We start from the raw sequence: 15023 nt of genomic DNA on the forward strand, positions 1-15023 counted from the left end.
AGTCGGTCCACATCGCCTTCACCGCCAGCGAGGTCGCCGCGCTTACCGCCCTCAATCAGCAGCTCGAAGCCAGAACCAAACGGCTGAAAAACCCACATCCCCCCGACAGCCTCGCCTGGGCCGCCTGGATCATCGGCCGCCTCGGCGGCTGGGATGGCTATCCATCATCCAAGCCGCCAGGCCCGATCACCTTCAAAACCGGCCTTGAATACTTCCATGCCGTCGCAGTCGGATGGAGCCTCAGAGATCCGTGCATGCCCTAGTGCGAAAGCAGGGACCCATAACCACAGGCGTATGTGGTGTGCTCCGCTGCAACCGCTTGTTTGTGCCACAACACCTCCCTGTGGCTATGGGTCCCGGCTCAAGGCCGGGACGACGGCGACTGAGGTCGCGCAGCTACAGCGCCTCGCCCTTCAACAGCCGCGGCACTTCGCCCGACAGCCCCGCCGCCTGACGGATGAACAAGCTCTTCAGCGGCGGCAGGCGGTCGACGACGCCAAGCCCGACGTCGCGCACGGTCCTGAGCAGCGTCGATTCGTTGGAGAACAGGAAGTTCAGCGAATTGGTCGCAACTCCCATCGCCATGGTGTCGAAGCGGCGCCAGCGCTGGTAGCGCTCGAGCACATCGGCTTGGCCGAGATCGATGCCGAGCCGCGCCGCATCGACCACCACTTCCGCCAGTGCCGCGACATCCTTCAGGCCCATATTGAGCCCTTGCCCTGCGATGGGGTGGATCAGATGCGCGGCGTCGCCGACCAGCGCCAGCCGCTCGGCGATGAAGGAGCGCGCGACGAAATAGCCGAGCGGAAACGCGCGCGGCTTGTCGAGCGCCTTGACCTCACCGAGATGCAAACCAAAACGTCGCTCCAGCTCGTCGTGGAATTCGGCCTCGCTCAAGCCGACGATGCGGGACGCTTCCTTGCGGTTCTCGGTCCACACCAGCGAGGAGCGTTTTCCCTTCAGCGGCAGGATTGCGAATGGACCCGCGGGCAAGAAATGCTCTTCGGCGCGGCCCTGGTGATCGCGCTCATGGCCCACGGTGACGACGATGCCGGACTGATCGTAGTCCCAGCCATGGGTGACGATGCCGGCGCGCTCGCGCAGCTTCGAACGGGCGCCATCGGCGGCGACCAGCAAGCTCGCTTCGATCGCACTGCCATCCGCGAGCGTCACGCTGACGAGATCGGCATTGGCCTCATAGGTCGAAACCGCGGTCGCGCGCAGATCAATGCCTGCGGCCTCGGCGTGCGCCACCAGCGCGTCGATCAGCAGCCTGTTCTCGACCATATGCGCAAACGGCTCGCCGGGCTCGACATCGCCGGCAAAGGTCAGGAACACCGGCCGCGTCGCATCGTCGAGCCGCGAATCGGTGACAACCATGTCGAGGATCGGCTGCGTCGTGTCGGCGATCTCGGCCCAGATGCCGATCGCCTCGAACAGCCGGCGGCAGGCGGCGACGATCGCGGTCGCCCGCGGATCGCGGCTTGGGCGCTGCCCAAGCGCCGGATCGACCACGATGACGGGGATTTCGGTCCCAAGCCCCTGCCGCAGCGCCAGCGCCAGCGCCAAGCCCGCAAAAGCGCCGCCGCAAATGACAATGCCTCGTTGTGCCGACATGCAAGTCCCTTACGCGCTCATGCCCTCAGAGTATGCTTGCTACCTGATAATAGCTGGGCGAAACAGTGGCACCAAACAAGGTACTTAATGCCGCGCAACAAAATGGAAGGCCATCCATGTCAAAAAGCCTGATTGACCTGCTTTCCATCCTGGATCTCGAACCGCTCGAGGTGAATCTGTTCCGCGGCAACAGCCCGAAAACGAGCTGGCAGCGGGTGTTCGGCGGGCAGGTGATTGGCCAGGCGATGGTTGCAGCCTGCCGCACGGTCGAGGGCCGGCTGCCGCATTCGATCCATTGCTATTTCATCCTGCCGGGCGATCCTCAGGTCCCGATCATCTACCAGGTCGAGCGGCTGCGCGACGGCAAGAGCTATTCGACCCGTCGCGTGACCGCGATCCAGCACGGCAATGCCATCTTCTCGATCATGGTGTCGTTCCATGCCGAGGAGCAGGGCGCGTTCGATCATCAGGAGAAGATGCCGGACGTGCCGCCGCCGGAAAAGCTCACCGCGGAGGAAGTGTCGAAGCAGCCGATGTTCCGCGAAATGCCGGACTTCATCCGCCGCTATTATGAATCCGATCGGCCGATCGAGCTGCGCCCGGTCGAGCTCGGCCGCTATTTCGGCCAGAAGATCGACGAAGGCCGCATCCATGTCTGGATCCGCACCGCGGCGAAACTGCCAGACGACCCCGCACTGCATCTGTGCGCGCTCGCTTATGCCTCCGACTTCTCACTGCTCGACGCCATCATGGCGCGCTACGGCCGCACGCTGTTCGACAAGCGCATGATGCCGGCAAGCCTCGATCACGCGATGTGGTTTCACCGCCCGTTCCGCGCCGATGAATGGCTGCTCTACGCGCAGGATTCGCCGAGCGCACAAGGCGGCCGCGGCTTGACGCGCGGCATGATCTTCAAGCCCGACGGCACGCTGGTGGCGTCAGTGGCACAGGAAGGTTCGGTGCGCGAGAGGAAGTAGCGCGCGGTAGAGCTGGGATAGCGGCGAAGGTTGCGATGCCCCACCTCTCCCATCGGGAGAGGTCGCGCCGGAGGCGCGGGTGAGGGGTCACACTCTCTCGTGGGAGCTGCGGCCCCTCACCCGGCGCTACGCGCCGACCTCTCCCCGATGGGGAGAGGTGAGGTGCCTCCAACGCGAAACTAACCCGAGGTCGTCTTGCCCTGCTCTAAGCATTCGCCAGCGTACTGCGCTCGACCAGCGCGAATTGCGACAGGTACCAGTTCGCATACCAGCGCAACGCCCACGGGATTGGAATCAGCAATAGGCAGCCGATTGCGAACAGGACGGTTCGCCAAAGCATCTCGAGGCCTGACGCCTTGAAGATGATTTCGCGGCGCGTGCCCTCGATATTGCGGCACATCCACCTCATCCACGCCGTGGTCACCCACGCCCAGCCGATGATGGTGATGAAGGAGATCGCCAACAACAGATACCACCCGATATAGGCGATGATGCTGCCGTTGAAGGCGATCGGGAGCTGCTGTCCGTTTGACGTGAGATGGCTGGCGATCCAGCGGATCACCACCCATCCGAGCGCCGCCTGCAGCAGCGGCGCAAGCAGCTCGACTGTCGTGCTCTCGGTCCAGCCCGTATAGCTCAAGAGCCCGATCGCGACGAACACGTACCAGATGTCAGCGACCTGTCCCGTGAAACCGAGATTCGGCCGGCCGGGGACGTTGATGTGCGGGATGATCCAGCGATAAAAACCGGTGGCGGACCACGGCGCCGGGACCACCAGGAGCTGGCCAATGGCGAACCACAGACTGCGCCCAAACAGCTCCCAGATCGGCAGATCGGCCGAGACCGTCCCACCCGCATAGCCGGCCGCAGTGACGATCGGCGGCCCGCCCGCCTGCGAGGGCATCGCCGAACTGGAAGGATCCGAAATCAGTCCGGGAATCTCGCGCGCCTTCTGCCAACCGGCCATCCCCTCGGTCCAGACCAGCGTATCCGGCCCGACGGTGCCCCGCATGATGAGATCACGGAGCTGGAATTCGGGAAACGGGCCCTTTTGCTCGCCCTCGGATGCATAAAACCAGGATCGATCGGCCATGGCATTTCCTTGGAAAACACGATTCTTGGGAACAGACGCCAGCAGAGCGACTGGCGAAGCAGGAAAGCCGCATTGTGACGGACGATCATGTCCCCTGTACAGGGAGCGAGGTCAGGGTCTGCCAATGTTTTCCCCCTGAACCTGCAACTTTTTTGTGCCATTTGCCCAGAAAGATGCCAGATTGGCCCGCGATCGAAGGCCATCCAAAGAGCAAGGGTGGCTGTGCTTAAGGAAAATGCGGGCCGCTAGCCATGAAACTTGTCGTCGCCATCATCAAACCCTTCAAACTGGACGAGGTGCGCCAGGCGCTGACCGAGATCGGCGTCCACGGCATGACCGTCACTGAAGTCAAAGGTTATGGCCGACAGAAAGGGCACACCGAGATCTACCGCGGCGCAGAATACGTCGTGAACTTCCTGCCTAAATTGCGCATCGAGATCGCGGTCGCATCCGACATCGCCGACAAGGCGGTCGAAGTCATCACGGCAAAGGCGCGCACCGGCCAGATCGGGGATGGCAAGATCTTTGTCACGCCGATCGATCACGCGCTGCGGATCCGCACCGGCGAAACCGACAGCGACGCGCTCTAAGGTCGCCAAACCTCTCTGCGAGAGCGACCGACAACGCCGCCGGTTGCATCAACCAGACTCATTTCATTTCTGCCGGGGAAACACCATGGGGGCATCCTCTCGTGCCGCGCCGCTGATCGCGCCGCTTGGTCTTGCGACGCTGTTGTCGGCGACGCCGGCGCATGCCGAGGCCTCGGCCATCAACGCCGCCGATACCGCCTGGATGATCGTTGCCACCGCGCTGGTGCTGATGATGACGATCCCGGGGCTTGCGCTGTTCTATTCCGGCATGGTGCGCAAGAAGAACGTGCTTGCGACGATGGCGCAGAGCCTGTCGGCCGTCGCGATCATCTCGATCCTCTGGGCGATGTTCGGCTACTCGCTCACCTTCGTCGGTGATGGACCGTGGATCGGCACGCTCGACCGCTGGTTCCTCGCCGGCATGACCATGGACGGCGTCAATCCGGCGGCGAAGGCGATCCCGGAAGCGCTGTTCATGCTGTACCAGATGACGTTTGCGATCATCACCGTGGCGCTGGTGGCAGGCTCGGTCGCCGATCGCATGCGCTTCTCGGCCTATCTCTGGTTCTCCGTCGGCTGGTTCATCTTCGCCTATATTCCGCTCGCACATTGGGTGTGGGGCGGCGGCTTCCTCGCCAGTCTCGGCGTGCTGGATTTCGCCGGCGGGCTCGTCGTGCATCTTTCGGCCGGCGTCAGCGGATTGGTCGCCGCGCAAGTGTTGGGGCGACGCCACGGCTATGGCAGCGAGAACTTGTCGCCGTTCGACCTATCGCTCGCAGTGATCGGCACCGGGCTGCTTTGGGTCGGCTGGTTCGGCTTCAATGGCGGATCGGCACTGACCGTGAGTTCGCGCGCGGTGATGGCGATCATCGCCACGCATCTTTCCGCCTGCGCGGGCGCGCTGACCTGGGGCGCGATCGAATGGGCGACGCGACGCAAGCCGTCGGTGCTCGGCATGATCTCGGGCGCGGTCGCAGGGCTCGGCACCATCACGCCGGCCTCGGGCTTCGTCGAACCATGGCACGCGGTCATCATCGGCATCATCGCGGGCTTCGTGTGCTTCTGGGCCTGCACCTGGCTGAAGCTCCGCTTCAAGTATGATGATTCACTCGACGTGTTCGGCGTCCACGGCATCGGCGGCATGGCCGGGACGCTGCTCGCGGGCGTGTTCGCCACCAGCGCCATCGGCGGCACGGCCGGCCTGCTCGAGGGCCGTCCGCAGCAACTGCTGATCCAACTCGCCGGCGTCGCCGTGACGCTGGTGTGGTGCGGCGGCATCACCTTCGTGCTGCTGAAGCTGGTCAGCGCGTTCGTCCCGCTCCGGGTGTCGCTGCAGCAGGAGCTGGAAGGCCTGGATATTTCGCAGCACGGCGAGGCGCTTCAGTAGTTTCCACTATCATATTACCTAATATTTGCCACCGTGCTGGGCAGGATTATGTCCAGACTCTGGCGTGCCCATGAATCGGGCAATATTGATTACGTTTTGAGCGCGACGGAATAGCGCAGGTCCGACCAATTCCCGTCAAACGTGAAAACGGGCGGATTCATAATCCGTTAGGCGGTGCCGTCGATCTGGCACGGCATTTGATTCTAACGTCGGCGGCTGTGACCGCGTCGTGAATTTTCTCCGCGTGGTGGATCTCAGTCGAAAAACACCCGGTTCGTTCGCACCGGGCCCAAGCGGGGATAGGACACATGAAAATTGTTATGGCGATTATTAAGCCATTCAAGCTGGAAGAAGTCCGCGACGCCCTGACCGCCATTGGCGTTCACGGTCTCACGGTGACGGAAGTCAAGGGGTACGGGCGTCAGAAGGGCCACACTGAGATCTATCGCGGCGCTGAATACGCCGTGAGTTTCCTGCCCAAGATCAAGATCGAGGTCGCGGTTGCGGCCGACCAGGTCGACAAGACCATCGACGCCATCACATCGGCGGCAAAGACGGGCCAGATCGGCGACGGCAAGATCTTCGTCATCAACCTCGACCACGCGGTGCGCATCCGCACCGGCGAGGCCGATGCCGCGGCCCTCTGATTTCGCGCTCAAACCTTACAATTCAGGAGTAGAATAACATGACGTTCAAACGTCCCCATGGCGCGGGATTGGCGGCACTCGCATTCGGCTTGTTCGCTGCGACCGCCGCCTATGCCGAGCCGACCGTCAACAAGGGCGACAACGCCTGGATGCTGACCTCGACGGTGCTGGTGCTGTTGATGACGATCCCGGGGCTCGCGCTGTTCTATGGCGGCCTGGTCCGCACCAAGAATATGCTCTCGGTGCTGATGCAGGTGTTCTACAGCGTCTGCATCGTCGTCGTGATCTGGGCGATCTATGGCTACAGCCTCGCCTTCACCGGCGGCTCGGATTTCATCGGCGGTTTCTCGAAGGCCTTCCTGGCCGGGATCAACGCGGATTCCAAGGCGGCGACGTTCAGCGTCGACGCCAACATCTCGGAGCTGGTCTATATCTGCTTCCAGATGACCTTCGCGGCGATCACGCCCGCGCTGATCGTCGGCGCGTTTGCCGAGCGCATGAAGTTCGCTGCGGTTGCGCTGTTCATCCCGCTCTGGGTGACCCTGATCTACTTCCCGATCGCGCACATGGTCTGGTACTGGGCCGGTCCGGACGCGATCACCGATGCGGCGAAGGCACTGGCCGCTGCGGCTGATGGCGCGGCGAAGACCGCGGCGCAGGCCAAGCTCGACGAGATCAACGCGGATGCCGGCTGGATCTTCAAGAAGGGCGCGATCGACTTCGCCGGCGGCACCGTCGTGCACATCAATGCCGGCATCGCCGGTCTCGTCGGCGCGCTGCTGATCGGCAAGCGCACCGGTTACGGCAAGGAGCTGATGGCTCCGCACTCCCTGACCATGTCGATGGTCGGCGCCTCGCTGCTCTGGGTCGGCTGGTTCGGTTTCAACGCCGGTTCGAACCTCGAAGCCAATGGCAGCGCCGCGCTCGCCATGACCAACTCCTTTGTCGCGACTGCGGCGGCGGCGTTGTCCTGGATGTTCGCGGAGTGGATCATCAAGGGTCATCCCTCGGTGCTCGGCGCCATCTCCGGCGCGGTCGCGGGCCTGGTGGCGGTCACGCCCGCCTGCGGCTTCTCCGGTCCGATGGGTGCGATCGTGCTCGGCCTCGTGGTCGGCGTGGTCTGCCTGTTCTTCTGCACCGTGGTGAAGAACGCGCTGGGTTACGACGACTCGCTCGACGTGTTCGGTGTCCACTGCATCGGCGGCATCGTCGGCGCGCTCGGCACCGGCATCCTGGTGAACCCGGCGCTCGGCGGCACCGGCATCATGGACTACGTCGCCGGCAAGATCGCCGACTACGACTTCGTCGCCCAGCTGACCTCGCAGATTTGGGGCGTCTGCACCACGCTGGTGTGGTCGGGCGTTGGTTCGGCGATCATCTACAAGGTCGTCGACGTGATCGTCGGCCTGCGCGCCAACGTCGAGACCGAGCGTGAGGGCCTCGACATCACCGAGCACACCGAGCGCGCCTACAACATGTGAGTTCTCCCGGGGTGTGATCTCTCCCGGGATCACACCCAGAACTACGGTTCGGGCACATACCCGGCAATGCCCTGACCGTTGAGGGGCTCCAGCGCAAGTTGGAGCCCCTTTCTTTTTGACCGCGGCCCGAAGAAAGGAGAGGGCATGCCGGCCTTCTAACGGCTGCCGACGCGGCAGGGCTGCTCGAGGTGCTACCGTTCGCCTTCCGGCGCAATCAGCGCGACAGTTGGAAAATAGGCGCGATAGCTCCGCACGTCGCGGGTCAAGAGTGGCAGCTGCTCCACCGCAGCATGGGCTCCGATGAAGAAATCAGATGGTACCCCTGTGCGGCTGCCACCGGCGGCGCGATATTGGAGATAGGCCTTGCCGGCAAGAAAGAGCGCGGCGCGCGGGATCTCTGCCAGCTCGATTTTCAAGTCGCAGAGTGTGGCGTCGATGGTTTCGACCTTGTCGTAGCGTATCGAGACTTCTGCGTAGATGACATTGTTGATGAACAATGGCCCGGCCGATGCCGCCCGTTCGAGCTGCACCTGCGACCAGTCGGCCCATTTCTCGTCGTCGGTCGCGAGGTCGAGAAGGACATTCGAATCGACGAGGGTCATTCCGGCTCATCACGCAGAAGGGCCATCAGTTCGTCAGTCGTCATGCCCCGCCCCGCGGAGCCACGCGCCTTGGCAAATCGGCTGGCCGGCCGCGGTCCATCAGCTCTCTCGATCAGAACGCTGCCGTCGTCGCTACGGCGAATATTGACTTGGCTGCCCGGACCAATACCCAGGTAATCGCGAAGCGGCTTTGGGATTGTCACCTGGCCCTTGCGGGTGACAGTCGTTGTCATCGCTGATCTCCAATTGCCCGGTAATACCCAGAGAAAATATGGTAATACCACGCAAATTGTCCAGCGACACCGATGGTTAATCGCGTCTTAACCTCGCCGTATCTATGGTGACTTGATCAATTTACGGTCGAGCTGGATTCCCCTCGACCGCATTGAAAGTGCTGGCGTTTAGACATGGCAATGACCGCTCCCTCCGGCGTGGCGCAAGACGCCGGCAGTGTAATGCCGGCCGGTCAGGCCGAACGTTCCCCCTTTGCGCGCACGGCCGAGCTGCTGGCACCGTACCAACCCGGCAAGCCATTGATTACGCTGTCGTTGGGCGAGCCGCAGCACCCGGTTCCCGCCTTTGTCGGGCCAGTGCTGGCCAAGTATACCGCCGAGTTCGGGCGCTATCCGCTCGCCAAGGGTATCGAGCCGTTCCGCCGCGCGGCGGCGAACTGGCTGTCGACCCGGTTCCGCCTGCCGCGGCCGGTCGATCCCGAGAGCGAAGTGCTGGTGCTGAACGGCAGCCGCGAGGGCCTGTTCTTCGCCGCCATCACCGCCGCCCGCTATGTCGGCGCGCGCTCTGGGACGCCGGCAATCTTGATGCCGAACCCGTTCTATCCGGCCTATGGCGCCGGCGCCCGCGCGTCCGGCTGCGAGCAGGTCTATCTGCCGACCACGCCGGCCAACGGATTCCTGCCCGATCTCGACGCGCTGGATGACGCGCTGCTGGCGCGCACGGTGGCGTTCTACATCGCTTCGCCCGCAAACCCGCAAGGCTCGGTCGCCTCGCGCGATTATTTCGCGCGGCTGAAGGCGCTCGCCGACCGCTTCGGGTTCATCATCCTGAGCGACGAATGCTATTCGGAGATCTACACCAGGGAAGCGCCGGGCAGCGCGCTGGAACATGCCGGCCCCGACTTCACCAATGTGGTCGTGTTCCAGTCGCTCTCGAAGCGTTCGAACCTGCCGGGCATGCGCGTCGGCTTTGCCGCCGGCGACAAGAAGTTCCTCGCCGCCTTCCACGAGCTACGCAACGTGGCGGCGCCGCAAGTGCCGGTGCCGCTGCAGCATGTCGCGGTCGCCGCCTATAGCGACGAGGCGCATGTCGAGGAGAACCGCAGGCTCTACCGGATCAAGTTCGATCTCGCCGACCAGATCCTCGGCAGCCGCTACGGCTATCAGCGTCCGGCCGGCGGCTTCTGCGTCTGGCTCGACGTCTCCGAGCGCGGCGGCGATGAGGCGGCGACGGTGAAACTCTATCGCGATGCCGGCGTGCGCGTGATCCCGGGCAGCTATTTGGCGCGGCCGCAAGCCGACGGCTCCAATCCGGGCGCGGGCTATATCCGGCTCGCGCTGGTCTCCGACAGTGAATCGACGGCCGAGGCGCTGCACCGCCTGGTCGAAACCTTAAGTTAATCGCAAGGCTTTGGAAGCGTATGCCAGCGATCGAACGTGTCATTCCCCTGGTCGGCCATCTGCCGGTCCCGATCCGCGAAGCCTTGGAGCGGCGGGTGCGAGAATTCGGCGGGCTGTGTCTGATCACGCTTGCCGGCGTCGCCGCCGCGGCGCTGATGACGTGGTCGGTGCAGGACCCGAGTCTCAGCCACGCCACCTCGCGCCCGATCCGCAACATCCTCGGCTATCCCGGCGCGATAGGCGCCGATCTGTTGATGCAGATCCTGGGCCTCGGCGCCATCATGCTGATCCTCCCCATCGCGGTGTGGGGCTGGCGCATGCTGACGCATCGCGCCTTCGACCGCGAGGCGCTGCGGCTGGCATGCTGGATCCTCACCACCGTCATCGCTGCGGGCTTTGCGAGCTGCTTCCCGCATAATGGCGCCTGGCCATTGCCGACCGGGCTCGGCGGCGTGGTCGGCGACGCGCTGGTTCGCGCGCCGGCGGTGGTGTTCGGCCCGGCCGGCATGATCTATCGCCTGGTGCTCGGCACCATCCTGTTCGTCGCGATGACCGCGAGCTTCCTGTTCGCGAGCGGCTGGGGCGCAAGGGAGAGCGAAGAAGAGCTGACGGCGATCGAGGATCGTGACGAGCCGTTCGTCGAAGAAGACGACGAGGAGGACCGCAGTTCGATCTCGCTCGGCTGGCTGTTCCACGCTGTCATGAGCGCGAAGGCGCGGCTCGGCTGGCTCTTCGGCACCGCCTATCGGTCGCTGGTCTCGAGCGCGCCACAACGCAGCGCAGCCGCGTTCGAGCGGCAGGAGCCCAGTCTCGGCGGCCGCGCCGCGCCGTCCGTGGTGCCGGAGGCGAGCGAGGAATTCGACGAGGAGATCGAAGAGGAAGAGGAACAAGACGAGGAGGAAGAAGCCGAGGAAGCGCCCGTCGCCCGCGCCCCGCGCAAGAAGGCCGAGCCGCGCGCGAAGAAGAAATCCTCCGACAAGTTCGAGCTGCCCTCCGTCTCGGTGCTGTCAGCGCCGAAGGCTGCCGATCGCCAGCCGCAGAGCAAGGCTGAGCTCGAAGCCAATTCGCGCGCGCTCGAAGGCGTGCTGCAGGATTTCGGCGTGCGCGGCGAGATCGTCAAAGCCAATCCGGGCCCGGTCGTGACGCTGTACGAGCTCGAGCCCGCGCCCGGCATCAAGTCGTCGCGCGTGATCGGCCTCGCCGACGACATCGCCCGCTCGATGAGCGCACTGTCGGCTCGCGTCGCCGTCGTCGCCGGCCGCAACGCCATCGGCATCGAATTGCCGAACCTGCATCGCGAAAAGGTTTACCTGCGCGAACTCCTGGTCGCGAAGGAAGCTATCGACTCGGTGGCAAAGCTGCCGCTCTGCCTCGGCAAGAGCATCGGCGGCGAGCCCGTCATCATCGATCTCGCGCGCACGCCGCATATGCTGATCGCCGGCACCACCGGCTCCGGCAAATCGGTCGCGATCAACACCATGATCCTGAGCCTGGTGTATCGGCTGCGCCCCGACCAGTGCCGCCTGATCATGGTCGATCCCAAGATGCTCGAACTCTCCGTCTATGACGGCATCCCGCATCTTTTGACGCCGGTCGTCACCGATCCCAAGAAAGCGGTGGTCGCGCTGAAATGGGCCGTGCGCGAGATGGAGGAGCGCTACAAGAAGATGGCCAAGCTCGGTGTGCGCAACATCGACGGCTACAATGCGCGCCTGGTCGAGGCAAAGGGCAAGGGCGAAGAGCTGACGCGCACCGTGCACACCGGTTTCGACAAGGAGACCGGCAAGGCGATCTACGAGGAGGAGAAGCTCGACCTCGATCCGTTGCCCTACATCGTCATCATCGTCGACGAGATGGCCGACCTGATGATGGTCGCCGGCAAGGACATCGAAGGCGCGGTGCAGCGCCTGGCGCAGATGGCGCGCGCCGCCGGCCTGCATGTGATCCTCGCTACGCAGCGTCCTTCGGTCGACGTCATTACCGGCACCATCAAGGCCAACTTCCCGACCCGCATCGCCTTCCAGGTCACCTCGAAGATCGACAGCCGCACGATCCTGGGCGAGATGGGCGCCGAGCAACTGCTGGGGCAGGGCGACATGCTCTACATGGCCGGCGGCGGCCGCATCAGCCGCGTGCACGGCCCGTTTGCCTCCGACGACGAAGTCGAGAAGGTGGTGCGCCACCTGAAGACGCAGGGCGCGCCGGAGTATCTGGAAGCCGTTACCGCCGAAGAGCCGACCGACGAGGACGGCGCGGTATTCGACTCCACCGGCATGGGCGCGGACGGCGGCGGCGGCGACCTCTATGCGCAGGCGGTGGCGATCGTGAAACGCGACCGCAAGGCCTCGACATCCTATATTCAACGGCGGCTGCAGATCGGCTACAACCGCGCCGCCTCATTGATGGAGCGGATGGAACTCGAGGGTGTTGTCGGCCAGGCCAATCATGCCGGCAAGCGCGAGGTCCTGATCGAAGAAGAAGGCAGCATGTGATCCTGCCCCGAGAATTTCACGGAAAAGCGATATCCCCGCGGCACTACCCACGATAAACTCAGGCATGATCCGGAAAAGTGGGCACCGGTTTTCCGAAAAGATCATGCCCCTAAAGTCGGAACACGCGTTGCATCAGAATCCGAAATACCGAATGGCCAAACAGCACGTCCATCGCGCCATCCATTCCGGATTGGCGATCCTGATCGCCACGTCGATCGCCGGCGCCGCGCCCTCATCGGCGCAGAACGTGCCGGTGCCGAAGCCCGCGCCGAAGGGCCGCGACGGCACGCAGATGAGCGCGCAGGAGCAGAGAGGCCCCGCGACGACAGGCTCGACACAGACGCCGCCGACCCCCGTCATCCCCGATCCGCGCCGCAACGTTCCCGCCAGCATCTTCACGACGTTCGATGCCAACCAGAAGGCGCAGGCCGCGAGGATCAGCAGCTATCTCTCCTCGCTGCAGTCGCTCGCCGGCAGTTTCGTGCAGGTCGGCCCCGACGGCTCCAAGACCAAGGGCGATTTCTATATCCAGAAGCCCGGCAAGGTGCGCTTCGAATATGAGCCGCCAAGCCCGATCGACATCGTCGCCGACGGCTCCTCGGTCGCGGTGCGCGACCGCAAGCTCGCCACGCAGGATATCTATCCGTTGTCGCAGACGCCGCTGCGCTATCTGTTATCCGACCGCATCGACCTGATGAAGGACACCAACGTCGTCAGCGTCACCGCCGACGATGTCTTCGTCTCGATCATCATCGAGGAGAAGCAGGCGCTGATCGGCACCAGCCGGTTGATGCTGATGGTCGGCGCCAAGGACGGCCAGCTCAAGCAATGGACCATCACCGATCCGCAGGGCTACGACACCACCGTCGCCGTCTACAATCTCGATTCCACCAGGAAGATCGATCCGGGCCTGTTCAAGATCGATTTTACCAACTACGCGACCCCGCCGGGCTAGCGAGTTCGTCGTTTGTAGGGTGGGCAAAGCGCAGCGTGCCCACCATCAACACTCCGACGTAAATGGTGGGCACGCTTCGCTTTGCCCACCCTACGCGTCCCCTGTGGACAATCCTATCCACCGCCGCAATCCATGCTAAGACGCAGTTCCCATGCGTCTCTCCCTCACAACCTGGAACATCAATTCGGTGCGCCTGCGCATCGACCTCGTCGCCAAGTTCATCAAGCAGGCGCGGCCGGACGTGCTCTGCCTGCAAGAGACCAAATGCATCGACGACGCCTTTCCGTTGAAGCGGTTCAAACGGCTTGGCTATGAGCATGTCGCGCTGAACGGGCAGAAGGGCTATCACGGCGTCGCCATCATCTCGAAAGTGCCGTTCGAGAAGACCGACATCCGCACCTTCTGCGACAAGATCGATTCCCGCCACATCTCGGTCGAGTTCGGCGACAAGGCACAATTGTCAAAGCCGCTGGTGCTGCATAATTTCTATGTGCCGGCCGGCGGCGACATCCCCGATCCCGCGCTCAATCCGAAATTCGAGCACAAGCTGCAATTCCTCGACGAGATGAAAGCCTGCGAGCCCTTGCATCCGCGCGGCGACGACCGTCACGTCCTGGTCGGCGATCTCAACGTGGCCCCGCACGAAAACGACGTGTGGTCGCACAAGCAGCTCCTGAAGGTCGTCTCGCACACCCCGATCGAAACCGAGAAGCTGCTCGCAGCGCAGGTGCATGGCGAATGGTTCGACGTCGCACGCGAGCGCATTCCACTGTCGGAGAAAGTCTACACCTGGTGGAGCTATCGCGCCGCCGACTGGACTGTCGGCGACCGCGGCCGCCGGCTCGACCACATCTGGGTCTCGCGCGCGCTGAAGGACAGCGTCACGGATTTCAGGATCACCCGCGACGCCCGCGGCTGGGAGCGTCCATCGGACCACGTGCCGGTGACGGTGACGCTGGAGGTGTAGCCAGCTGTCGTCCCGGGCTTGACCCGGGACCCATAACCACAGGCTTTTGTGGTGTGCTCCGCCGCAACCACTTGCTTCCGCCACAACGGCTGCCTGTGGTTATGGGTCCTCGCTTTCGCGAGGACGACAGGCAGTTACGAACTCAACTTCCCGCCCGCCACCACGATATCGCTGGCAAGCTGGCTGGTGCGGGTGGCGAATTCGTCGCGCAGCCTTCGCGCCGCGGCGGGATCGCTTTCCAGCACGCGTTGAAACAGGCTGCGCGAAATTCGAACACAGGTGGCGCGCTCCAGCGCGGTCGCGGTCGATGGCCGCTTCATCGGTACGATCAGCGCGAGCTCGCCGATCAGCGCGCCGGGGCCTGCGATGATCTCGGCACCGCCATCTTCCACGCGGAAAGCGCCGCGCTGCACGACATAGCCCGCATCCGCCTGGTCGCCGGCATGGAAAATAACGTCGCCGGGTTCGAAATTGCGCTGTTCGGAGCCGATCGCAAGCATGCGCAAAGCAGTATCCCCCAGCAGGCGCAAGGTGGAGACGCGTTCGAGCAGCGCTACGTCATCTTCGATCGACATTCAGGC

At 63.8% G+C, this 15023-nt stretch carries 14 protein-coding genes and 1 pseudogene; 10 read left to right on the forward strand and 5 right to left on the reverse strand.

The window, feature by feature from the left end:
* Positions 1 to 263 (forward strand): annotated as a pseudogene (locus YY7_RS61955) (IS4 family transposase); the annotation flags it as partial.
* A gap of 133 nt (positions 264 to 396) precedes the next feature.
* Here the strand turns inward: YY7_RS61955 and YY7_RS0119905 are convergent.
* On the reverse strand, positions 397 to 1617 hold the full coding sequence (locus tag YY7_RS0119905) for a ubiquinone biosynthesis hydroxylase (RefSeq protein WP_028164746.1): 1221 nt from the start codon (positions 1615 to 1617) through the stop codon (positions 397 to 399).
* Between the two features lie 116 nt (positions 1618 to 1733).
* Here YY7_RS0119905 and tesB point away from each other — a divergent pair, with 116 nt between their 5' ends.
* Positions 1734 to 2594 carry an acyl-CoA thioesterase II gene (gene tesB / locus YY7_RS0119910; protein ID WP_028164747.1) on the forward strand — a complete coding sequence of 287 codons (861 nt, stop codon included), beginning with the start codon at positions 1734 to 1736 and terminating at the stop codon, positions 2592 to 2594.
* A gap of 205 nt (positions 2595 to 2799) precedes the next feature.
* Here the strand turns inward: tesB and YY7_RS0119915 are convergent, their stop codons facing one another.
* A complete protein-coding gene (locus YY7_RS0119915) occupies positions 2800 to 3687 on the reverse strand; it encodes a DUF4339 domain-containing protein (protein ID WP_028164748.1) in 888 nt (295 codons plus the stop codon).
* Between the two features lie 251 nt (positions 3688 to 3938).
* On the opposite strand from YY7_RS0119915, the gene YY7_RS0119920 reads away from it, so the two are divergent.
* The 4 genes from YY7_RS0119920 to YY7_RS0119935 all read left to right on the forward strand — a co-directional run bounded on the left by YY7_RS0119920 (position 3939) and on the right by YY7_RS0119935 (position 7792).
* Positions 3939 to 4277, forward strand: coding sequence for a P-II family nitrogen regulator (locus tag YY7_RS0119920; RefSeq protein WP_028164749.1), 339 nt, complete (start codon positions 3939 to 3941; stop codon positions 4275 to 4277).
* Between the two features lie 85 nt (positions 4278 to 4362).
* Positions 4363 to 5664, forward strand: a complete 1302-nt coding sequence (locus YY7_RS0119925; RefSeq protein WP_028164750.1) for an ammonium transporter — start codon at positions 4363 to 4365, stop codon at positions 5662 to 5664.
* A gap of 308 nt (positions 5665 to 5972) precedes the next feature.
* The gene (locus tag YY7_RS0119930; RefSeq protein ID WP_028164751.1) at positions 5973 to 6311 is read left to right on the forward strand and encodes a P-II family nitrogen regulator; all 339 of its coding nucleotides are present in this window, start codon (positions 5973 to 5975) and stop codon (positions 6309 to 6311) included.
* 38 nt (positions 6312 to 6349) lie between these two features.
* Positions 6350 to 7792: an ammonium transporter gene (locus YY7_RS0119935; protein ID WP_028164752.1), complete on the forward strand. Its 1443-nt coding sequence runs from the start codon at positions 6350 to 6352 to the stop codon at positions 7790 to 7792.
* Between the two features lie 191 nt (positions 7793 to 7983).
* Here the strand turns inward: YY7_RS0119935 and YY7_RS0119940 are convergent, their stop codons facing one another.
* Positions 7984 to 8394 carry a type II toxin-antitoxin system VapC family toxin gene (locus YY7_RS0119940; protein WP_028164753.1) on the reverse strand — a complete coding sequence of 137 codons (411 nt, stop codon included), beginning with the start codon at positions 8392 to 8394 and terminating at the stop codon, positions 7984 to 7986.
* On the reverse strand, positions 8391 to 8627 hold the full coding sequence (locus YY7_RS0119945) for an AbrB/MazE/SpoVT family DNA-binding domain-containing protein (RefSeq protein ID WP_028164754.1): 237 nt from the start codon (positions 8625 to 8627) through the stop codon (positions 8391 to 8393). Before YY7_RS0119945 ends, YY7_RS0119940 begins: the two co-directional genes overlap by 4 nt.
* Positions 8628 to 8801: 174 nt before the next feature.
* On the opposite strand from YY7_RS0119945, the gene YY7_RS0119950 reads away from it, so the two are divergent.
* The 4 genes from YY7_RS0119950 (at position 8802) to YY7_RS0119965 (ending at position 14442) form a co-directional block, all read left to right on the forward strand.
* Positions 8802 to 10028 (forward strand): aminotransferase class I/II-fold pyridoxal phosphate-dependent enzyme, encoded by a 1227-nt coding sequence (locus YY7_RS0119950; protein WP_028164755.1) that lies wholly within the window; start codon positions 8802 to 8804, stop codon positions 10026 to 10028.
* Between the two features lie 20 nt (positions 10029 to 10048).
* Positions 10049 to 12520: a DNA translocase FtsK gene (locus YY7_RS0119955; protein WP_028164756.1), complete on the forward strand. Its 2472-nt coding sequence runs from the start codon at positions 10049 to 10051 to the stop codon at positions 12518 to 12520.
* 151 nt (positions 12521 to 12671) lie between these two features.
* A complete protein-coding gene (locus tag YY7_RS0119960) occupies positions 12672 to 13475 on the forward strand; it encodes an outer membrane lipoprotein carrier protein LolA (protein WP_051396811.1) in 804 nt (267 codons plus the stop codon).
* 151 nt (positions 13476 to 13626) lie between these two features.
* Positions 13627 to 14442 carry an exodeoxyribonuclease III gene (locus YY7_RS0119965; protein WP_028164758.1) on the forward strand — a complete coding sequence of 272 codons (816 nt, stop codon included), beginning with the start codon at positions 13627 to 13629 and terminating at the stop codon, positions 14440 to 14442.
* Positions 14443 to 14576: 134 nt separating this feature from the next.
* Here the strand turns inward: YY7_RS0119965 and YY7_RS0119970 are convergent, their stop codons facing one another.
* The gene (locus YY7_RS0119970; protein WP_028164759.1) at positions 14577 to 15017 is read right to left on the reverse strand and encodes a cyclic nucleotide-binding domain-containing protein; all 441 of its coding nucleotides are present in this window, start codon (positions 15015 to 15017) and stop codon (positions 14577 to 14579) included.
* Positions 15018 to 15023 lie beyond the last annotated feature (6 nt).

The sequence above is a fragment of the Bradyrhizobium elkanii WSM2783 genome, from assembly GCF_000472865.1.
Lineage (GTDB): Bacteria > Pseudomonadota > Alphaproteobacteria > Rhizobiales > Xanthobacteraceae > Bradyrhizobium > Bradyrhizobium elkanii_A.